At 65.5% G+C, this 20857-nt stretch carries 14 protein-coding genes; 6 read left to right on the plus strand and 8 right to left on the minus strand.

What is annotated here, in order from left to right:
- Positions 1 to 12: 12 nt before the first annotated feature.
- From accB to PVZ80_RS07430, 5 genes are all read right to left on the minus strand, one after another.
- Positions 13 to 474: an acetyl-CoA carboxylase biotin carboxyl carrier protein gene (gene accB, locus PVZ80_RS07410; RefSeq protein WP_096372960.1), complete on the minus strand. Its 462-nt coding sequence runs from the start codon at positions 472 to 474 to the stop codon at positions 13 to 15.
- Positions 475 to 498: 24 nt separating this feature from the next.
- A complete protein-coding gene (aroQ, locus tag PVZ80_RS07415) occupies positions 499 to 954 on the minus strand; it encodes a type II 3-dehydroquinate dehydratase (protein ID WP_007921644.1) in 456 nt (151 codons plus the stop codon).
- 134 nt (positions 955 to 1088) lie between these two features.
- A complete protein-coding gene (locus tag PVZ80_RS07420; protein WP_273863611.1) occupies positions 1089 to 2882 on the minus strand; it encodes a protein-disulfide reductase DsbD in 1794 nt (597 codons plus the stop codon).
- A gap of 157 nt (positions 2883 to 3039) precedes the next feature.
- Positions 3040 to 3588, minus strand: a complete 549-nt coding sequence (locus tag PVZ80_RS33925) for a methyl-accepting chemotaxis protein (RefSeq protein WP_404940395.1) — start codon at positions 3586 to 3588, stop codon at positions 3040 to 3042.
- A gap of 1468 nt (positions 3589 to 5056) precedes the next feature.
- Entirely contained in the window at positions 5057 to 6721 is a 1665-nt protein-coding gene (locus PVZ80_RS07430) for a response regulator (protein WP_009041984.1), read from the minus strand.
- Positions 6722 to 7013: 292 nt separating this feature from the next.
- On the opposite strand from PVZ80_RS07430, the gene PVZ80_RS07435 reads away from it, so the two are divergent.
- From PVZ80_RS07435 to speA, 4 genes are all read left to right on the plus strand, one after another.
- The gene (locus PVZ80_RS07435) at positions 7014 to 8081 is read left to right on the plus strand and encodes a DUF2333 family protein (RefSeq protein ID WP_009046777.1); all 1068 of its coding nucleotides are present in this window, start codon (positions 7014 to 7016) and stop codon (positions 8079 to 8081) included.
- Between the two features lie 3 nt (positions 8082 to 8084).
- On the plus strand, positions 8085 to 8621 hold the full coding sequence (locus PVZ80_RS07440) for an NUDIX hydrolase (RefSeq protein WP_028681586.1): 537 nt from the start codon (positions 8085 to 8087) through the stop codon (positions 8619 to 8621).
- Between the two features lie 201 nt (positions 8622 to 8822).
- Complete coding sequence (locus PVZ80_RS07445; protein ID WP_007921638.1) at positions 8823 to 9194, plus strand: translation initiation factor Sui1; 372 nt, start codon at positions 8823 to 8825, stop codon at positions 9192 to 9194.
- Positions 9195 to 9416: 222 nt separating this feature from the next.
- Positions 9417 to 11330: an arginine decarboxylase gene (gene speA / locus PVZ80_RS07450; protein WP_009046779.1), complete on the plus strand. Its 1914-nt coding sequence runs from the start codon at positions 9417 to 9419 to the stop codon at positions 11328 to 11330.
- A 62-nt stretch (positions 11331 to 11392) separates the two neighbouring features.
- Here the strand turns inward: speA and PVZ80_RS07455 are convergent, their stop codons facing one another.
- Positions 11393 to 12739 (minus strand): MATE family efflux transporter, encoded by a 1347-nt coding sequence (locus PVZ80_RS07455; RefSeq protein WP_053268124.1) that lies wholly within the window; start codon positions 12737 to 12739, stop codon positions 11393 to 11395.
- Positions 12727 to 12918, minus strand: a complete 192-nt coding sequence (locus PVZ80_RS07460) for a hypothetical protein (protein ID WP_138984938.1) — start codon at positions 12916 to 12918, stop codon at positions 12727 to 12729. The genes PVZ80_RS07455 and PVZ80_RS07460 overlap by 13 nt, the downstream gene beginning before the upstream one ends.
- A 126-nt stretch (positions 12919 to 13044) precedes the next feature.
- Here PVZ80_RS07460 and PVZ80_RS07465 point away from each other — a divergent pair, with 126 nt between their 5' ends.
- Positions 13045 to 17949, plus strand: a complete 4905-nt coding sequence (locus tag PVZ80_RS07465) for an alpha-2-macroglobulin family protein (protein WP_273863612.1) — start codon at positions 13045 to 13047, stop codon at positions 17947 to 17949.
- Between the two features lie 64 nt (positions 17950 to 18013).
- On the opposite strand, the gene PVZ80_RS07470 is transcribed toward PVZ80_RS07465, so the two are convergent.
- The gene (locus tag PVZ80_RS07470) at positions 18014 to 18307 is read right to left on the minus strand and encodes a hypothetical protein (protein WP_007921634.1); all 294 of its coding nucleotides are present in this window, start codon (positions 18305 to 18307) and stop codon (positions 18014 to 18016) included.
- Between the two features lie 222 nt (positions 18308 to 18529).
- Between PVZ80_RS07470 and pbpC the strand changes: the two genes are divergently transcribed.
- Positions 18530 to 20836, plus strand: a complete 2307-nt coding sequence (gene pbpC, locus PVZ80_RS07475) for a peptidoglycan glycosyltransferase PbpC (protein WP_210532909.1) — start codon at positions 18530 to 18532, stop codon at positions 20834 to 20836.
- Positions 20837 to 20857 lie beyond the last annotated feature (21 nt).

Raw genomic sequence — 20857 nt, forward strand, 5'->3', positions numbered from 1 at the left:
GCTCTCCGCGGTTCAAACGATGGTGAACAGCGGTTGGTCGTACTCAACCGGCTGGCCGTCTTCGACGAGGATGGATTCGATCACACCGCTGGTTTCAGCTTCGATGTGGTTCATCATCTTCATGGCTTCGACGATGCACAGGGTGTCGCCTTTCTTCACGCTCTGGCCGACTTCAACGAAGGCTGGCGAGGTTGGCGAGGATTTGCGGTAGAAGGTGCCGACCATCGGCGAACGGGCAACGCTGCCGTTCAGCGCTGGGGCGGCTGGAGCTGCTGGTGCAGCGGCGGCGGCCGGAGCGGCAGCGGCAGGTGCGGCGGCCGGAGCAGCCATCGGTGCCGGTGCGTAGTACTGCTGGGCTGGAGTCTTGCTGTGGCGGCTGATGCGTACGGACTCTTCGCCTTCCTTGATCTCCAGCTCGTCGATGCCGGACTCTTCCAGCAGTTCGATCAGTTTCTTAACTTTACGGATATCCATGAATCATCAACTCCCAAGGGTCGGTCAGGGGCGTTTAGCTTGTTGTTCAAGCTGCTCTAGTGCGGCCTCCAGGGCCAGTCGGTAACCGCTGGCGCCAAGGCCGCAGATCACTCCCACCGCAACGTCGGAGAAGTAGGAGTGATGGCGGAAAGGTTCGCGTTTGTGCACGTTAGACAAATGCACTTCGATGAATGGGATGCTCACCGCCAGCAGCGCGTCACGTAATGCGACACTTGTATGCGTAAAAGCTGCTGGATTGATCAGAATGAAGTCCACGCCTTCATCGCGGGCAGCGTGGATACGGTCGATCAATTCATACTCGGCGTTGCTTTGCAGGTAGAGCAAATGGTGGCCGGCCTCGCGAGCCCGGCGTTCCAGGTCCTGGTTGATCTCAGCCAGGGTGACTGCGCCGTAGACCCCCGGTTCACGGGTGCCGAGCAGGTTCAGGTTGGGTCCGTGAAGCACCAGTAGGGTCGCCATCTGCCGTTCCTTATTTTATCGGTGGGCCATTATTCAGAACCCGGCGACTATGCCGCAAAGCCTTTGTGACTGTCCAGTTCTCTGCAATAGGCAGCACGATGACCGATGTTTACGCGAAATATGTGACCACCTGACTAAATCCGGTCATTCGCTGCGGCAATGCGTTCGGCGAAGTCCGCGGCGCTGATTTCGCCGATCACGCGCACATCGGCACGTTCGACGCCATCTTTGCCGAAGAACATCAGCGCCGGCGGGCCGAACAGGTGGTAGCGGTCCAGCAGGGCGCGCTGTTCGCGGTTGCTGGCGGTGATATCGAAGCGGACCAGGCGATAGCCCTGCAGGCGTTCGACCACCTGGCGGTCGCTGAGCACCTCGCGTTCGATGACTTTGCAACTGATGCACCAGTCGGCGTACCAGTCGAGGAGCAGTGGGGCGCCGGCATTTCGGGCGTCGGCCAGGGCCTGGTCCAACTCGCCCGGAGTGGTGACGGTCTGCCACTGGCCGGCGCTGGTTTTCTCAGGGCTGTTGCTGGTGGTCGCGACCGGTGCGCGGGCGAGCGGGCTGAACGGATCGGTCTGGCCGCTGAATGCGCCGTACCAGCAGGCCAGGGCATACACCAGCAGGAACAGCCCGCACAGCTGCGCCAGGCGCGCGCGCGGTGCCTTGTAGACAAATTCCAGGGCGCCGAGAAACAGGCCGACGCCGGCCGCCAGCGCACCAATCAGCAACAGGCTGACCTGGCCCGGCAAGACCCGGCTCAGCAGGCCGATCGCCAGGCCGAGCAGCAGCACGCCAATGGCGTTTTTCACATAGATCAGCCATGGCCCGCTTTTCGGCAGCCAGGCCGCGCCGCCGGTGGCCACCAGCAACAGCGGCGCGCCCATGCCCAGGCCCAGGGCGAACAGTTTCAGGGCGCCGCCCAGGGCGTCGCCGCTGGCGCTGATATACAGCAGGGCGCCTGCCAGCGGCGCCGAAACGCAGGGCGATACCAGCAGGCTGGACACCACGCCGAGAACCGCCGCGCCCCACAGCGAGCCGCCTTCGGTGCGCCCGGCGATGCGTTCCAGGCGTTGGCTGACAAAACGCGGCAGCTTGAGTTCGAAGACATCGAACATCGCCAGGGCGAACACGACGAAGAACAACGCAAAAGGCACCAGCACCCAGGCCGATTGCAGGCGCGCCTGCAAATTGAGCTGGGCGCCGAACAGCCCCATCAAGGCGCCGAGCAGGGCGAAACAGGCGGCCATCGGCAACACATAGGCTAGCGACAGATTGAAGCCGCGCCAGCCGCCGACTTGGCCCTTGAGGACCACGCCGGACAGAATCGGCAGCATCGGCAGGACGCAGGGAGTAAAGGTCAGGCCGATGCCGGCAAGGAAGAACAGCGCCAGTTCACGCCAGCTCCAGCCGGTTTTCCCACTGTCGGTAGCGGGGCTGCCGGCACTTGAGGGATTGGCAGAAGAGGCGGCGCCATCGATCTGCAAACGCTCGGTTTCCGGTGGATAACACAGGCCCTTGTCGGCGCAGCCCTGGTAGGTCACGACCAGGGTGAAGGCCCGTTGATCTGCGCCGGTACGCGGCAGTTCGACATCGACAATGCCGTGGTAGACCTCGACGTCGCCGAAAAACTCGTCGTGTTTCTGTTCGCCCTTGGGCAGTTGGGCGGCACCCAGGGCGATGTCGGCGGGCTCGGCGCGAAACTGGAAGCGGTGGCGATAGAGGTAATAACCCTCGGTGGCGACAAAACGCAGCTTGATCGATTGCGGCGTGCTTTGTAGCAGGCTCAGCTGGAACGCCTCGCGCACCGGCAGGAAGTCGGCGCTGTTGTTGATCGAACCCAGGGTCGAACTGGGGCGGCTGTCCAGCAGCCCGGCGGCGGTCGCCGGCAGGGCAAGCACGAACAGCATCAGGCAAAGCAGGCGACGCATGGCAATCTCGCGAATCGAAGGTGTGCGCATGATAGCGGAGAGCGGCGGGGTTCGCAGGCTGGCGGGTGGTCTGGGTTGCCCTTGATCGCGGGCAAGCCTCGCTCCTACAGGTTCGCGTCGTCTGTAGGCGCGAGGCTTGCCCGCGATAGGGCTCGGGTCAGACGCGGAACGCCTGCACCGCCGTGTGCAACTGGCCGCCCAGGGCCAGCAGGTTCTCGCCTTGTTCGCGGCCTTCGCCGATGCGTTGCAGGTTATCCCCACCCAATTGATGGATGCGCTCGCTGTGGTCGCGGATTTCGCTGACGGCGCCGCTTTGCTGGGCCGTGACATCGGCGATGCGGATGGCGGTGTCGGAGATGGTCTGGATCGCCCCGACGATTTCATCCAGCGCACCGTCGGCGGCCTGGGCCTGGCTGGCGGTGGCTTCGGCATGTTCGACCTGGGCGCGCATGCCCTCCACCGATTGCCGGGCAGCGGCCTGCAGGCCGGCGATCAGGGTCTGGATCTCGGCGGTGGCGCCAGCGGTGCGTTGCGCCAGGGAGCGCACTTCTTCGGCGACCACGGCAAAGCCGCGACCCATTTCCCCGGCCCGCGCGGCTTCGATGGCGGCGTTCAGGGCCAGCAGGTTGGTCTGGTCGGCAATGGAGCGGATCACTGTGAGCACGCCGCCGATGGTCGCCGATTCCTCGGCCAGCTGTTCGATCATCTGCGCGTTGCCCTGCACTTCGCCGACCAGGGCATGCAGCCCGGTCAGGCTCAGGCCGATCACTTTCTGCCCCTGTTCCACCGCCAGCCCGGCGCTGCGGCTGGCATCGGCGGCCTGGCTGGCATCGCCGGCGACTTGCTGGATGGTCGCTTCCAGCTCGCCCAGGGCGTCACGGATCTGCGCGGTATCCCCGGCCTGGCGCTCGGCGCCGCCGTGCAGGCCGCTGCTCAGGTCCGCCAGGGCGCGGCTGCTGCCGGCGACCTGTTCGGCGTTCTGCCGGATGGTGCCCACCAGGTCCACCAGGTAGGCACGCAGACGGTTCAGGGACTCTTCGATATCGTGCAGTTCGCGGTTGGTCCGGCCCAGCTGGATGTCGCGGCTGAAGTCGCCTTCGGCCCAGGTCGACAGGGCCGGCGCCAGGTTGGTCAGGACCCGCGCCAGCCGGCGCTGCAAGGTATCGATAAGCAGGGCGATCAGCAGGATCAGGCCGATCATCAGGCCCTGCATCAGCCGTACTTCGCCCTGGATCTGCCCATGTTGGGCGCGCACCACCGGCTCAAGCTCGGCGATGGCCTGCTGCACGGCGGTGATTTTCAGGTGGGTGGCGGCGCTGAGGTCAGCGCGTTTCTGGATCTGCTCGCGGGTGCGGTTCAGCTCGGCGGGGTAACGACCGAGCAGGCTGTTGAGTTCGCGCTTGAGGCCGATGCCGGCGTCTTCGGCGGCGGCTTTCTCGGTGTTCTCAAGGCCCATCATGGCGGCGAAGTCATCGGTATTCGACTCGTTGCTCGCCGCGACACCCAGCAAGGGCAGGGCGTCCAGCTGCTCGGCCTGGGTACGCATGTTGCTCACTTCGCGCTCGACGTCGGCGGCCAGCTCGCTGCGGCCGCTGCTCACCAGTTTTTCCCGGGCCAGGGACAGCTTGCCCAGGTGCTGGGAGGCGCTCAGCAGCAGCGGCAGGTAGGTCGCGGCGCTCGGGTTGCTGGCGGCTCCGGTGGCGTATTGGCTCAATTGTTCGAGGCTGGCCCCCAGCTCGCGCTCGGCCTGTAGCAGCAGCGCCTGTGGATCGCCGGCCAGTTTGCCGGCGGCCAGCAGGTCGGTCTTGCTGAATTCGGCCAGGCCCGAAAGGCTCGGGCGCAGGCTTTGCGCCAGTTCCGCGGGCAGTTCGCCGAGCTGGGCCTGCAGGGTTTCGATGGCCTGGCTGGCGCTGCTCAGGCGCAGGGCGTCGCCGCTGGCCAGGTAGTCCTCGATGTTGCGCGCCGCCTGGTTCTGGAACTGCTGGGACAAGCCCAGGTAGCGTTCCATCAATAGATAGGGGCGTTCGAGGGCGCGTTGCGACCACCAGAGCGTGGCGCCCAGGGCCAGGCAAACGGCAACTAATAGCAGGGTATTGAGATTGGTCAGCAGCTTCAGGCGCATCGCGTTCTACCAACGACTTGAATGGTAAGCGACTGAATTTATTGCGTTTGTATTACAGGGTTATGACCGAATCGGTGGATTCCGGTGAAAAAGTGGCGCTTTGATGGCGCGCCGCCTGGACGCGGTTTCGTCCGCTGTCCTTGGCGCGATAGAGCGCTTCGTCGGCCTGGCTGGCCATCATCAGGCTGTCGGAATCTTCCCGCAGTTCGACCACCCCGGCGCTGAAGGTGCACCACAGGTCCTGCGGCTGGGCCGGGTAGTGGATCTCGGCAAAGCGCTGGCGGATTTCATCCAGCACCTTGCAGGCGGCTTCCAGGTCGGTGTCGGGCATGACGATGGCGAACTCTTCGCCGCCGTAGCGGCCGATGAAGTCGGTCTTGCGCAGGCGCTGCTTGAGAAACAGCGCCAGGCTCTTGATCACCCGGTCGCCCATGGGGTGGCCGTGGCTGTCGTTGACCCGCTTGAAGTGGTCGATGTCGAGCATGGCGAAGCTCAGCGGCTTGTTCTCGCGGCGCGCGCGGAAGCTGCAATCTTCCAGCAGTTGCAGGATATGGGTGTGGTTGTACAGCCCGGTGAGGCTGTCGCGCACCATGCGCGCCTTGAGGTTGCGCGCGCGGGCGGCGCGGTTGCGCACGGTGGTGATCAGGTGGCGCGGCTTGATCGGCTTGGTCAGGAAGTCGTCGCCGCCCTCGCTCATGGCGTCCAGCTGCTTGTCCAGGTCGTCTTCGGCCGACAGGTAGATGATCGGCACGCTGACATAACGGTCGTTATGGCGGATTACCTTGGCCAGTTCGGTGCCGGTACAGGCTGGCATGTACATGTCGAGAATGATCAGGTCCGGCTGGAAGTCGGCCAGTTCGGCCATCGCCTGGATCGGCTCGATCAGGGTCCGGGTGATGATCCCGGCGCTGTTGAGCAGGCGTTCGGTGTGCAGGGCCTGGGCGCGGGAGTCGTCGATGATCAGCACTTTATAGGGTTCATACTGGGCGACGCAGGTGAGGATTTCGATCTTCTCCAGCAGGCTCGAAGCCTCCAGGGTACCGGTGAGGAACTCCTGGCCGCCGGCGCGCACGGCGGCCAGGCGGGTCGGGGTGTCGGTTTCGTGGAGGCTGAAGAACAGCAGGGGCAGCTTCTGCTCCAGGCCTTCCTGGGCTTCGGCGGCCAGTTGCAGGCCCATGCCGTTGCCGCAGAAATCGACGTCGATGACGATCGCCGCGGGCAGACGCTCGACCATCGAGGCGCGAAACGCGGCGATGCTGTCCAGGGACTGGGCGCTAAGGCCGAAGAATTCCAGCTGCTTGGCCAGGCGCTCGCCGCGATCGTGATCTTGCAGCATCACGTAGATCGGCTTGCGCAGGGGCGGCAGGAAGGTCTGTTCCAACTGGTCGCCATGGCGCAGGCCGGTGCGCGACAGGCGTTGCATCAGGCGGTTGAGGTCGGTGATCAGGCCGCTGCTCAGGCGCCCGCGGTTGGCGTCCACCGCTTCCAGCGAATCGCTGATGCTGCGCGCCAGTTGGGTATGTTCGGGTTGCTCGAAGCGTTCGGCGAAACGCAGCAGGCGCAGGTTGGCCTCGCTGAGTTCGGACATGTCGGCGGTCGACCATTCGCTGCGCTGCAGGCGCTGCCATATCTCGAGGATCTGACGAGCCTGGTGAATTACCCGCTGGGCAAAGTGGTGCTTGAGGCGCTCACGGCTGGGGTCTTCTGGCTCGGTCATATCCTGACTACTAGTTAGGGTGCATGCTGAGATCGACTGGTGGCTCTATGCTAGCACCTCTTATGGATTGTACGAGTGTCGTACGTCAACAATCTGCAAAGCGACCTTATTCAGTTCCCGACCGACTGGTCGCATAGGTTCTGAACTGTGCTTCATTTATAGTGGCCGCTCGATATGCACCCGGCATGTGGCGTCTTGCGCGGTGGATGATTTTTAATCCGCTCGGTTCGAGGCACGATGGAGCAGGGTTGTGGTCGAACCGATGAACCCAAGTGATTGAAAGGATATAGCCATGCTGGACTGGAAGAACCGCGCGGGCAGCGCGCCGGATCGTGCTGCCGAACCCAAGTCGGCGACACGCAGCTACTTTGGTGGCCTGCTGTTCAGCCGCGCCCTGGGCACCCTGCTGGCCCTGTACCTGCTGGTGGCCGGTGCCCTGGGCTGGTACTGGAGCCAGGAACCGTCGCTGTTCCCGGTCCAGCAAGGCGCGCAGGTTGCCGCCGAGAAGGAAGGCAAGCAGATGGTCGTGGGCTACACCACGGTGGAAACCCTCAAGACCGTGGCCGGCACCCTGCTGAACAAGCCGGGTGGCTATATCTCCAACGACCGTTTCCCGCCGGGCCTGTGGATGGACAACATGCCGAGCTGGGAATACGGCGTGCTGGTGCAGGTCCGCGACCTGACCCGCGCCTTGCGCAAGGACTTCGCCCGCTCCCAGTCGCAGTCCGCCGAGGACGCCGACCTGGCCAAGGCCGAGCCACGCTTCAACTTCGACAACAAGAGCTGGGTGCTGCCGTCCAGCGAGTCCGAGTACCAGGAAGGCATCAACTCCCTGAGCCGCTACCAGGCACGCCTGTCCGACCCGGAGCAGAAGAGCGCGCTGTTCTATGCCCGTGCCGACAACCTGAACAACTGGCTGGGTGACGTCGGGACCCGCCTGGGTTCGCTGTCCCAGCGCCTGTCGGCCAGCGTCGGCCGGGTCAAGCTCAACACCGCGCTGAAAACCGAAGTCCCGGCGCCGGGCCAGTCGCCGCAGGTCGACGAAGAGGTGGTGGAAACCCCTTGGATGCAGATCGACAACGTGTTCTACGAGGCTCGCGGCCAGGCCTGGGCCCTGTCGCACCTGCTGCGCGCCATCGAGGTCGACTTCGCCGACGTACTGGCCAAGAAGAACGCCACCGTCAGCGTGCGTCAGATCATCCGTGAACTGGAGGCGTCCCAGGAAACGCTGTGGAGCCCGATGATTCTCAACGGCAGCGGCTTTGGCGTGCTGGCTAACCACTCGCTGGTCATGGCCAACTATATTTCCCGGGCCAACGCGGCGGTCATCGACTTGCGTCAATTGCTCAACCAGGGTTGATTCATGGTGGTTACCTCCAATGAGGCCGCGCATCGCGCGGCCTCCGATGCCGAACAAGTCGCCTGGGTCGATGGCGAAGACCAGTTGCTGGGCGCGCTGGCCCGCTCGGAGTTGCGCGAGCGTGGCCTGATCGGGCGCGGCACCTATATCCTGCTGTTCAATTCCGCCGGTGAGCTGTGCGTGCATCGGCGCACCCTGAGCAAGGCCCTCTACCCCGGTTACTGGGACGTGGCCGCGGGCGGCATGGTGCTGGCCGTCGAAAGCTACGCCGAATCGGCGGCCCGTGAGCTGGAGGAAGAACTGGGGGTGAGCGGGGTGGAGTTGACCGCCCACGACCACTTCTTTTTCGAAGACACCGGCAATCGCCTCTGGTGTTCGGCCTTTTCGGCGGTCTGGGACGGGCCTTTGCGCCTGCAGCCGGAAGAGGTGCTGGAAGCGCGCTTCATTTCGATCGACGAAGTGATGCGGGAAATCGCCGAAAAGCCCTATTGCCCGGACTCCCTGGCGGCCTTGCAGCGCTATCTGGCGCGGCGTCGTTAAAGTTGTATAAATTGGCGCGCTTAGGCTCTTAGCAAGTCGGCTTTTTGCCGTTACACTGCGCGACCTTTTTCAAGCTGAGCCGGCGCTGCCTTTATAAGCACAGTCGGTCCAGTAGCGCTGCCCCTGCCTGAGTGGGGCTTCGCGGTCGATGGCACAGGCCATGTGCTTCGACCAGTCTTTGTCCTCCCAAGAGGATTGCCGGTGGCCAAAAAAGCCGCATCCTTCGCCGCCCTTGGTGGCCTGGTATTTTCCACCGACGCAGGTCGACATTGCCCGGACTGTAGCCAGCCGGTGGCAGCCTGCATCTGCAAACAAACCGTTATCCCTGCCGGCGACGGCATTGCTCGCGTGCGCCGCGAAAGCAAGGGCCGCGGCGGCAAGACGGTGACCACCATCACCGGCGTGCCGTTGGCCGAAGACGCGCTCAAGGAGCTGGCGACCACGTTGAAGAAACGTTGTGGCACAGGTGGCGCGTTGAAAGACGGCGTCATCGAGATCCAGGGCGATCATGTCGAGCTACTCTTGGCAGAGCTGATCAAGCACGGTTTCAAGGCGAAGAAGTCCGGCGGCTAGCAGCCTCTGTGAAAACCACCCCCGACTTGATGCAGCCCTGATCCGATTCAGGTTGCCGTCGTCTTCATGGTTTTCACAGAGCCTGTTCATGACCGGTTTCTAAACTCAGCGCTGTAACCGAGGTCTACGTCCTCGTTGCAGGCTAATCGTCATTTTCATTCTTTAGACTGCGCCAGCCCCGGACCGGGGTGGCGCTCTATGACTTCTTTATAGGGGACTTCGATGTCCGTACGACGCACACGCAAAGACGATGGCAGCCAATGGACAGTTGCGGACAGCCGCAGTGTTTATGGGATTCGCCATTGGGGGGCCGGGTATTTCGCGATCAATGACGCCGGTCGCGTCGAAGTTCGTCCGAACGGCCCGAACAGTTCGCCTATCGACCTGTTCGAACAAGTCGAGGAGCTGCGCAAGAGCGGCTTGTCCCTGCCGCTGCTGGTGCGCTTCCCGGATATCCTGCAGGACCGCGTGCGCCAGCTGACCGGTGCCTTCGACGCCAACATCGAGCGCCTGGAATACCAGAGCAAGTACACCGCGCTGTACCCGATCAAGGTCAACCAGCAGGAAGCGGTGATCGAGAACATCATCGCCACCCAGAACGTCTCCATCGGCCTGGAAGCCGGCTCCAAGCCCGAGTTGCTGGCGGTGCTGGCGCTGGCGCCGAAAGGCGGGACCATCGTCTGCAACGGCTACAAGGACCGTGAGTTCATCCGCCTGGCGCTGATGGGCCAGAAGCTGGGTCACAACGTGTTCATCGTGATCGAGAAGGAATCCGAAGTCGCCCTGGTGATCGAAGAGGCCGCCACGCTCAAGGTCAAGCCGCAGGTCGGCCTGCGTGTGCGCCTGTCGTCCCTGGCATCGAGCAAGTGGGCCGACACCGGCGGCGAGAAATCCAAGTTCGGCCTGTCGGCGGCGCAGCTGCTGTCGGTGGTCGAGCGTTTCCGCAGCGCCGGCCTGGACCAGGGCATCCGCCTGCTGCACTTCCACATGGGTTCGCAGATCGCCAACCTGGCGGACTACCAGCACGGCTTCAAGGAAGCCATCCGTTACTACGGCGAGCTGCGCAACCTCGGCCTGCCGGTGGATCACATCGACGTCGGCGGCGGCCTGGGCGTGGACTACGACGGTACCCACTCGCGCAACGCCAGTTCGATCAACTACGACATGGACGACTACGCCGGTGTCGTGGTCGGCATGCTCAAGGAATTCTGCGACGCGCAGAGCCTGCCGCATCCGCACATCTTCTCCGAGAGCGGTCGTTCGCTGACCGCGCACCACGCCATGCTGGTGGTGCAGGTGACCGACGTCGAGAAACACAACGACGACGTGCCGCTGATCGAGAACAAGGAAAGCCTGCCGGAAACCGTGCAATGGCTGGTGGACCTGCTGGGCCCGACCGACATCGAGATGGTCACCGAAACCTACTGGCGCGCCACCCACTACATGAGCGACGTGGCCGCCCAGTACGCCGACGGCAAGCTGACCCTGGCCGAAAAAGCCCTGGCCGAGCAGTGCTACTTCGCCGTGTGCCGACGCCTGCACAACTCGCTGAAGGCGCGCCAGCGCTCGCACCGCCAGGTGCTGGACGAACTCAACGACAAGCTGGCCGACAAGTACATCTGCAACTTCTCGGTGTTCCAGAGCCTGCCGGACACCTGGGCCATCGACCAGGTCCTGCCGATCATCCCGCTGCATCGCCTGGACGAAGAGCCGCTGCGCCGCGCCGTGCTGCAGGACCTGACCTGCGACTCCGACGGCAAGATCAACCAGTACGTCGACGAGCAGAGCATCGAGACCAGCCTGCCGGTGCATGGCCTGAAAGAGGGTGAGGACTATCTGCTGGGCGTGTTCCTGGTCGGTGCCTACCAGGAGATCCTCGGCGACATGCACAACCTGTTCGGCGATACCGACTCGGTGAACATCTACCAGAACCCGAACGGCACCGTGTACCACGCCGGCATCGAGACCCACGACACCATCGAAGACATGCTGCGCTACGTGCACTTGTCGCCGGAAGAGCTGATGACGCACTACCGCGACAAGGTGGCCAGCGCGAAGATCAGCGCCAGCGAGCGTACCCAGTTCCTCGACGCCCTGCGTCTGGGCCTGACCCGCTCGTCGTACCTGTCTTCCTGATAGGTCGACCGTTCGAAAAAAAACCACCGCTTGCGGTGGTTTTTTTATGCTCGCCGGAAGGCTCAGCGGGCCGGAGCGAACCAGCCGTCGTGCCGGCGCAGCCCCAGGGCGAAGGCCAGCAGGGTCAGGCTGCGCACCAGCATGAACAGCAGGAAGGTCAGCCACAGGCCGTGGTTGCCCAGGCCTTGCAAGGCCCAGGCGCAGGGCAGGGTGATGAGCACGCTGAGCAGCATGCCGTTGCGCATTTCCCGGGCGCGGGTGGCGCCGATGAACAGGCCGTCCAGCAGGTAGCTCCAGACCGCGATCAGCGGCAGGGCGGCGAGGTAAGGCAGGTAGATGAAGGCGGTCTGGCGCACTTCGGCGATATCGGTCTGCATCTCGATGAACAGGTGCCCGGCGCACAGGAACAGCACGGCAAAGCCGAGGCTGGCCAGCAGCGACCAGCCGCCGGCCACCACCAGCGAGCGGCGCAGGGCCAGGCGATCGCGGGCGCCGATGGCGTGGCCGCACAGGGCCTCCACCGCATGGGCCAGGCCGTCCAGAGCGTGGGCGGTCAGCAGCAGGCCGTTGAGCAACAGGGCGTTGGCGGCCACGGTGGCGTCCCCCAGGCGCGCGCCTTGCACGGTAATCAGGAAGAACACCGATTGCAGGGCCAGGCTGCGAATGAAGATGTCACGGTTGACCGCCAGCAGCGGTCGCCAGCTGGCCCAGCGCTGCAGCGCCGCCCAGGCAATCCGCCCCGGATAGGCGCGCAGGGCCGGGCGGGTCATGGCCAGGCCGATCAGCGCGCCGGTCCACTCGGCGATCACCGAGGCCCTGGCCGAGCCGGCCACGCCCCAGTCCAGGCCCAGCACGAACCACAGGTTGAGGGCGATGTTGATCAGGTTGGTGCTCAACAGGATCGCCAGCGGCGCGCGGGCGTTCTGCGTGCCGAGGAACCAGCCGACCAGGGCCATGCTGGCCAGCGCCGCCGGCAGCCCGAGCAGGCGGGTATGGAAGAAGGTCCGGGTCATTTCGTCCAGCTCGGCCGAAGGCTGCATCAACTGCAAGGCCGCGCCGCTCAGCGGCACGCCTATGGCGCCCAGCAGCAAGGCCAGCCCCATGGCCAGCAGCAGGCCTTGCACCAGGATCTGCCGCAGCGCCGCACCGTCGGCGCGCCCGGCGGCCTGGGCGGCAAAACCGGTGGCGCCCATGCGCAGAAAACCCATGGCCCAGGCCAGGAAGGTATAGAGGCTGGCGCCGACCGCCACCGCGCCGAGCTGGTGGGCGTGGGGCAGATGGCCGATGACGGTGCTGTCGACCAGCGCCACCAGCGGCACGGAAATATTGGAAAGAATCATCGGCGCGGCCAGCGCCCACACCCGACCATGGGTCGGACGGTGGCGCCAGGCAGAAATCAGGCTGGACATGCAGGCTCCTTGCGAGAGCCGGCATTGTAGCTGCTTGCCCGGCCGGCCATGCCACCCCAATCACGCCGCAAATCCTGTAGGAGCGAAGCTTGCTCGCGATTGGCGTCGGCATGTTCACTCATGTTCTTCCGGGTCTGCTCAGGCAGCGCAAGCGCCGCTTCGCGGCTGATCGCGAGCAAGCTTCGCTCCTACAAAGAAGCTGCGGGTGATGGGCCCTCTATCGATCAATGTGCGCTGCGCCACAGCCAGCCGGACGGCGGTGAGATATAGTTCAACCCTTCGATACTCCTGCCAATGAGTGCCCCATGCTTAACAAAGGATTGTTCCTGGCCTGTGCGCTGGCCTTGCTGAGCGCTTGCGATTCCTCGACCACCGACAAGGCGGCGACCACTTCGGCTCCGACAGCGGCGGTGCCCGCGGCCAAGGCCCGGCCCGTGCAGGATGTCGCTGTCCTCAAGCAGCGCTACGCCGGTCGCGAGTTGAGCGTGGTGGACGTGTCCGAGGTGCAGCTCGACGGGGCCAGCACCCTGTCGGTGAGTTTCTCGGTGCCCCTGGACCCGCAGCAGAAGTTCGCCGACAGGCTGCATCTGGTGGACAGCAAGAGCGGCAAGGTCGACGGCGCCTGGGAGCTGTCGGACAACTTCATGGAACTGCGCCTGCGCCACCTGGAGCCGCAGCGCAAACTGGTGCTGACCGTCGACGCCGGGCTGCGCGGAGTGAACGACGCGACCCTGGCCGCCGAATACGTCAGCCGCCTGGAAACCCGCGACCTGCAAGCCACGGTCGGTTTCGCCAGCCGCGGCACCCTGTTGCCGACCCGTCTCGCCGAGGGCCTGCCGGTGATCGCGCTGAACGTCGACAAGGTCGATGTCGAATTCTTCCGCATCAAGCCTGAGTCGCTGCCGGTGTTCCTCGCCCAGTGGGGGCGCAATAACAGCCTGCACAGTTACGAGTCCCGCGAACTGCTGCCGATGGCCGACCTGGTGTATGGCGGCCGCTTCGACCTCAACCCGGCGCGCAATACCCGGGAAACCCTGCTGCTGCCGATCGCCGGGCTCAAGCCGCTGCAACAGCCGGGCGTGTACCTGGCGGTGATGCGCGCCTCGGGCACCTACAACTATTCGCAACCGGCGACCCTGTTCACCCTCAGCGACATCGGCTTGTCGGTGCACCGTTACCAGAACCGCCTGGATGTCTTTACCCAGGCCCTGGAAGGCGGTAAGGCGCTGGACGGCGTCAGCCTGGAACTGCTGGACGGCGAAGGCCGCGTGCTCGGCCAAGGCAAGACCGAGAAGGGTGGCCATGCCGAGCTGCCGCTGCCGAAGAAAGCCGAAGTGCTGCTGGCCCACCAGGGCGAGCAGACCAGCCTGCTGCGCTTGAACGGCGCCGCCCTGGACCTGGCCGAATTCAATATCGGCGGCCCACAGCCCCATCCGTTGCAGTTCTTCGTGTTCGGCCCCCGCGACCTGTATCGCCCGGGCGAAACCGTGCTGCTCAACGCGCTGCTGCGGGACAAGGATGGCAATGCGGTCAAGCCGCAGCCGGTAAGCGTCGAAGTACGCCGGCCGGATGAGCAGGTCAGCCGCAAGTTCGTTTGGGACGCCGATGCCTCGGGGCTGTATCAGTACCAGCTGCAACTGGCCGGCGAAGCGCCGACCGGGCGCTGGCAGCTGGTGTTCGACCTCGGCGACGGCAAGCCGCAGCTCTACGAATTTCTCGTGGAAGATTTCCTGCCCGAGCGCCTGGCGCTGGAACTCAAGGGCAGCGACACACCGCTCAAGCCGGACGAGACCGTCGAGATCAGCGTCAACGGTCGTTACCTGTATGGCGCCCCGGCCGCCGGCAATCGCCTGAGCGGCCAGCTTTACGTGCGGCCGCTGCGCGAGGCGGTCAAGGCCTTGCCGGGCTACCAGTTCGGCTCGATCACCGAAGAAGAGCTGAGCCAGGACCTGGAGATCGAGGAGTCGACGCTGGATGAAAACGGCGAAGAAGTGATCGCCCTGGAAAGCAAATGGGCCGGGGCCCGTTCGCCGCTGCAACTGATCGTCCAGGGCAGCCTGCAGGAATCGGGCGGTCGCCCGATCACCCGGCGGGTGGTGCTGCCGGTGTGGCCGGCGGACCGGTTGCCGGGGCTGCGCGCGCTGTTCGACGGCACGGAAACCGACGGCGATGGCCCGGTCGAATTCGAACTGCTGGTGGCCAACAATGAAGGCCAGAAGCTGGCCGCGGACAACCTCAAGGTGCGCCTGGTGCGCGAGCGCCGCGACTACTACTGGAACTACTCGGAAAGCGACGGCTGGAGTTATCACTTCAACGAGAAATTCCTCACCCAGGACGAACAGACCCTGAGCATCAAGGCTGGCGATACCGCGAAGGTCAGCTTCCCGGTGGAGTGGGGCCCTTATCGCGTCGAGGTCGAGGATCCGCAGACCGGGCTGGTCAGCAGCCTGCGTTTCTGGGCCGGCTACCGTTCCCAGGACAACGCCGAAGGCGGCGCGGTGCGCCCCGACCAGGTCAAGCTGGCGCTGGACAAACCGCTGTATGGCGACGGCGACACCGCCAACGTCACGGTGACCCCGCCGGCCGCCGGCAAGGGTTACCTGCTGGTGGAGTCCAGTGACGGCCCGTTGTGGTGGCAGGAAATCGACGTGCCGGCCGAGGGCAAGAGCTTCGCGGTCAAGCTCGATCCGAAGTGGGCGCGCCACGACCTGTACGTCAGCGCGCTGGTCATCCGCCCCGGCGAGCGCAAGGCCAACATCACCCCGAAACGCGCGGTAGGTGTATTGCACCTGCCGCTGGATCGCACCCAGCGCAAGCTCGGCCTGACCCTGACGGCACCGGAAAAAATGCGCCCCAAGCAGCCGCTCAAGGTGAAGATCCAGGCGAAGAACGCCGATGGCAGCGTGCCGAAAGAGGCTCATGTGCTGCTGGCGGCGGTGGACGTGGGCATCCTCAACATCACCGAATACCCGACCCCGGACCCGTACTCCAGCCTGTTCGGGCGCAAGGCCTATGGCGCCGACCAGTTGGATATCTACGGGCAGTTGATCGAAGCCGGCCAGGGCCGCCTGGCCAGCCTGGCCTTCGGTGGTGACGCGGCATTGGCCAAGGGCGGCAAGCGTCCGGACACCAGCGTCACCATCGTCGCCCTGCAAAGCGCGCCGGTGACCCTCAACGAGCAGGGTGAAGGCGAAGTCAGCGTCGATATCCCCGACTTCAACGGCGAGCTGCGCCTGATGGCCCAGGCCTGGACCGACGAGCGCTACGGCATGGCCGAAGGCAAGACGGTGGTTGCCGCGCCGCTGATCGCCGAACTGTCGGCGCCGCGTTTCCTCGCCGGCGGCGACCAGACTACCCTGGCGCTGGACCTGTCCAACCTGTCGGGCAAGGCGCAGAAACTCGATGTGCAACTGAGCGCCGAAGGTCAGCTGGCGCTGGTCAACGAAACCCATCAGAGCGTGCAACTGACCCAGGGCCAGCGCACCACGCTGCGTATCCCGGTGCGGGCGCTGGGCGGCTTCGGCCAGGGCAAGGTCAAGGTGCTGGTCAATGGCCTGGATCTTCCCGGCGAGAGCCTGCCGCCGTTCAGCCGCGAATGGACCCTGGGGGTGCGACCGGCCTATCCGGCGTTGCTCAGGCATTACCGCGCGGTGCTCAAGGATCAGCCGTGGAGCCTGCCGGAAGGCGAGCTGGCGGCGTTCGAACCGGCCGGGCGCGAAGCGCTGCTGAGCCTGTCGAGCCGGCCGCCGCTGAACCTCGGCGAGCAGATCCGCGCACTCAAGGCCTACCCCTACGGTTGCCTGGAGCAGACCACCAGCGGCCTGTACCCGGCGCTGTACGCCGATGCCGTCAGCCTGAAACGCCTGGGCCTGGAAGGCGAGCCGGATGCCGAGCGCAAGCGCAAGATCGAGCTGGGCATCGAACGCCTGCTGGGCATGCAGCGCTACAACGGCAGCTTCGGCCTGTGGGGCGCGGACGGCGAAGAGGAATACTGGCTGACCGCCTACGTCACCGACTTCCTGCTGCGGGCCCGCGACCAGGGCTTCGCGGTGCCGGCCGAGGCGCTGAAGAAGGCCAACGAACGCCTGCTGCGTTACCTGCAGGAGCGCAACCTGATCGAGGTCAACTACAGCGAAAACGCCGAGCACACGCGCTTTGCCGTGCAGGCCTACGCCGGGCTGGTATTGGCGCGCAGTCAACAGGCGCCGCTGGGCGCGCTGCGCAGCCTGTTCGAACGGCGCACCGATGCGCGCTCCGGCCTGCCGCTGGTGCAACTGGCCATCGCCCTGCAGAAAATGGGCGACCAGCCACGGGCCGAGCAGGCCTTGACCGCCGGCCTTGCGGCCTCGCGTAACAGCAAGGATTGGCTGGCCGACTATGGCAGCCCGCTACGGGATCAGGCGCTGATCCTGGCGCTGCTGGAAGAGAACGACCTGGCCAAGGGCAAGCGCGAGGAGCGGCTGTTCGAGCTGTCCGACCAACTGGCGGCCAGCCCGTACCTGTCGACCCAGGAGCGCAACTCGCTGTTCCTCGCCGGTCGTGGCCTGCTGGGCAAGCCGGAAGCCAACTGGACCGCGCAACTGAGCAGCGGCGCCGAAAGCCGCGAGCTGAACAACAGCCAGCCGGGCCTGAAACTGCAAGGCGCATTGCTCGCGTCGCCGTTGTCGGTGCGTAATCAGGGCAGCGAGCCGGTGTACCAGCAACTGACCATTTCCGGTTATCCACAGCATGCGCCGCTGGCCGGTGGCGAGAACCTGAGCATTCGTCGCGAATACCTGGGAATGAACGGCCAGCCGCTGGACCTGCGGGCCCTGGGCAGCGGCGACCTGGTGCTGGTGCACTTGGCGGTCAGCGCCAAGCAGCGGGTGCCGGATGCGCTGGTAGTGGACCTGCTGCCGGCCGGCCTGGAGCTGGAAAACCAGAACCTGGCGCAGAGCGCCGCCAGCCTGGAAAACGCCAGCAGCCAGGTCAAGGAATGGCGTGAGTCGATGCAGAACGCCAGCCTCAAGCACCAGGAGTTCCGCGATGACCGCTACGTGGCGGCGCTGAACCTGGACGGCTACGACAGCGTCACGCACCTGCTGTACCTGGCACGGGCGGTCACGCCCGGCACCTACCGTGTGCCGCCGCCGCAAGTGGAGTCGATGTACCGGCCGAACTGGCAGGCCGTGGGTGAAACCCTGCCGGAGATGGTGATCAAGGGGCGTTGAGAAGGGGATTGCGGCAAGCTCGCCCCGCCAGGCGCGAGCTTGCCGGCGATCAACTGTCGGGCGGTCAGTGCACTACCCAGCTCAGCAGCCACAGCCCCAGCAGCAGCCAGATGATGCCCATGACGATCGAGGCGCGCATGAAGGCGCGGACCGCCGAGTACAGCAGCATCAGCCCGACGATCAGGGTGATGATGCTGATGATCGAAGTGTCCATGCCCAGCGCCCGCGACAGGCCGTCGATAAAGTTGCCGCCGGCGTTGGTCAGGGCGTTGAACAGACCGCTGAGGCCATCGACGATAAACCGTATGACCGAGCCCAGCGCCTGGCCGAGCCATTCAAAAAAGCTTTCTACCTGCATGCGTGCATCCTGATGAAAAAGTTGGCGTGCTTGCCAGACCCGAGCCTTTGGCCATCAATCGCGCTGGCGAGTTCCGTTCAAGCATAGAGGTTCGCGGGTTTGATTTTTCGATTAGTTGTATCGCGCCTGCGCAGTTTCGGGGGGCGAATATTCGGCCAGGCCCGGTCGCCCGGCTTGCCATCGGCGCAACCGGGCGGCCGCCGTGGCTGGCGAGTCCTGCGGATGGTGCTGGGCGGCCTGTTGCTGCTGTGGGCCGCGCTCTGGCTGGCCGATCGCATCTGGCCGCTGCCGCTGCCCAAGGATGACCTGGCGCGGGTGGTGCTGGCCGAGGATGGCACGCCGCTATGGCGCTTTGCCGATGCCAATGGCGTCTGGCGTTATCCGGTGCGCACCGACGAAGTCTCGCCCTATTACCTGGACGCGCTGCTGACCTATGAAGACCGCTGGTTCTACAGCCATCCCGGGGTCAACCCGATGGCGCTGGTGCGCGCTGCCTGGCAGAACCTCACGGGCGGGCGGGTGTTGTCCGGCGGCAGCACCCTGTCGATGCAGGTGGCGCGCTTGCTCGACCCGCATTCGCGAACCTGGCACGGCAAGCTGCGCCAGCTGTGGCGCACCGCGCAGCTGGAATGGCACCTGAGCAAGCAGCAGATCCTCACGCTCTACCTCAACCGCGCGCCGTTCGGCGGCACCTTGCAAGGGGTGGCCGCGGCCAGTTGGGCTTACCTGGGCAAGTCGCCGCAACACCTGACCCACGCCGAAGCCGCGCTGCTGGCGGTGCTGCCCCAGGCGCCGAGCCGGCTGCGCCCGGACCGGCATGCCGCGCGGGCACAGGCGGCCCGGGACAAGGTGCTGCAGCGCCTGGCGCAGTTCCAGGTCTGGCCGCAGTCGGCGGTGGACGAAGCGTTGCAGGAACCCCTGTTGCTGGCGCCGCGCCTGGAGCCGAGCCTGGCGCCCTTGCTGGCGCGGCGGCTGAACCGTCCGGACAGCCCGCCACTGATCCGCACCACCCTGGACGCCAACCTGCAACGCCGCCTGGAAGACCTGCTATTGGGCTGGCGCGCGCGCCTGCCGGAACACACCTCGGCGGCGATCCTGGTGGTCGAGGCGCAGAGCATGGCCGTGCGCGCCTACCTGGGTTCGGTGGATATCAACGATGCGCGGCGCTTCGGCCATGTGGACATGATCAGCGCCATGCGCTCGCCGGGTTCGACCCTCAAGCCCTTCCTCTATGGCATGGCGCTGGATGCCGGGTTGATCCATTCCGAATCGCTGCTGCAAGACGTGCCACGGCGTTATGGCGACTACCGGCCGGGCAATTTTTCCATGGGCTTCAGCGGCGCGGTGTCGGCCAGCTCCGCCCTGGCCACCTCGCTGAACCTGCCGGCGGTGCAACTGCTGGAGGCCTACGGACCGAAACGGTTTGCCGCCGAGATGCGCATCGGCGGCATGCCCCTGACCCTGCCGGCGCTGGCGGAACCGAACCTGGCGCTGATTCTCGGCGGCGCCGGCAGCCGCCTGGAGGACCTGGTCAGCGGCTACAGCGCCTTCGCCCGTGGCGGCAAGAGCGCCAGCCTCCGCCTGCAACCGGACGATGAGTTGCGCGAGCGGCCCTTGTTGTCCCCCGGTTCGGCGTGGATCGTGCGGCGCATTCTCAGCGGCCAGGCGCGCCCGGACCGCGACCCGCGGGCCGAACTGGTGCAGCGCCCGGTGCTGGCCTGGAAGACCGGCACCAGTTATGGCTTTCGCGACGCCTGGGCGATCGGCGTCGGGCCGCGCTACCTGATCGGCATCTGGATCGGCCGCCCGGACGGCACCCCGGTGCCGGGCCAGTTCGGCCTGGCCTCGGCGGCGCCCTTGATGCTGCAAGTGCACGATGTGCTGATCAACCGCGACAGCCAGCGCGGTATCGGCGCGCCGGTACAGCCGGTGCCGATGAATGTCGGTGTGGCGGCGATCTGTTGGCCGCTGGGCCAGCCCATGAGCCGCAGCGATCCGAACTGCCGCCGCCAGCGTTTCGCCTGGACCCTGGACGGCACCACACCGCCGACCTTGCAGGCGGCGGATCAACCCTTGGGGGTCGGCCTGCTGGAAAAAGTCTGGGTCAATGCCAAGGGCCTGCGGGTCGACGCCAAGTGCCCGGGGGCGCAGGCGCGGGATATCGCGCTGTGGCCGGCGCCGCTGGAGCCCTGGCTGCCGCGCATCGAACGGCGTGAAGCGCGCCTGCCGGCCAACGACCCGGATTGCCCGGGGCCAGCCCTGGCGGCAGCGGCGCCTTTGTCCATCGTCGGCGTGCGCGAGGGCGATCGGTTGCGTCGCCCGGCGGCCAGCCAGGAACTGCTGCGGCTCAAGCTGTCGGCCCTGGGCGGCAGCGGCCGGCGCTGGTGGTTCGTCAACGGCGAGCCGCTGGGCGAGAGTGCCAACCAGGACAGTATCAACGCCAGCTTCGAACGCTTGGGGCCTTATCAACTGAGCGTGCTGGACGAAGGCGGGCAGACGGCGCGGGTCGAGTTCAGCGTTATCGATTGAGAGGGGCGGTACGGGCCTTGC

Origin of the sequence: Pseudomonas sp. B3G-3, assembly GCF_028640915.1 — a bacterium.
Taxonomy (GTDB): domain Bacteria; phylum Pseudomonadota; class Gammaproteobacteria; order Pseudomonadales; family Pseudomonadaceae; genus Aquipseudomonas; species Aquipseudomonas chlororaphis_I.

Bases quoted from the DNA above. Each gene is read 5' to 3' on its own strand.
- PVZ80_RS07435 (WP_009046777.1), top strand. From the start codon at position 7,014: ATGCTGGACTGGAAGAACCGCGCGGGCAGCGCGCCGGATCGTGCTGCC.
- PVZ80_RS07470 (WP_007921634.1), bottom strand. From the start codon at position 18,307: ATGCAGGTAGAAAGCTTTTTTGAATGGCTCGGCCAGGCGCTGGGCTCG.
- PVZ80_RS07420 (WP_273863611.1), bottom strand. From the start codon at position 2,882: ATGCGTCGCCTGCTTTGCCTGATGCTGTTCGTGCTTGCCCTGCCGGCG.
- PVZ80_RS07465 (WP_273863612.1), top strand. From the start codon at position 13,045: ATGCTTAACAAAGGATTGTTCCTGGCCTGTGCGCTGGCCTTGCTGAGC.
- aroQ (WP_007921644.1), bottom strand. From the start codon at position 954: ATGGCGACCCTACTGGTGCTTCACGGACCCAACCTGAACCTGCTCGGC.
- speA (WP_009046779.1), top strand. From the start codon at position 9,417: ATGTCCGTACGACGCACACGCAAAGACGATGGCAGCCAATGGACAGTT.
- PVZ80_RS07440 (WP_028681586.1), top strand. From the start codon at position 8,085: ATGGTGGTTACCTCCAATGAGGCCGCGCATCGCGCGGCCTCCGATGCC.
- accB (WP_096372960.1), bottom strand. From the start codon at position 474: ATGGATATCCGTAAAGTTAAGAAACTGATCGAACTGCTGGAAGAGTCC.
- PVZ80_RS07430 (WP_009041984.1), bottom strand. From the start codon at position 6,721: ATGACCGAGCCAGAAGACCCCAGCCGTGAGCGCCTCAAGCACCACTTT.
- PVZ80_RS33925 (WP_404940395.1), bottom strand. From the start codon at position 3,588: ATGATCGAACAGCTGGCCGAGGAATCGGCGACCATCGGCGGCGTGCTC.
- PVZ80_RS07455 (WP_053268124.1), bottom strand. From the start codon at position 12,739: ATGTCCAGCCTGATTTCTGCCTGGCGCCACCGTCCGACCCATGGTCGG.
- pbpC (WP_210532909.1), top strand. From the start codon at position 18,530: ATGGTGCTGGGCGGCCTGTTGCTGCTGTGGGCCGCGCTCTGGCTGGCC.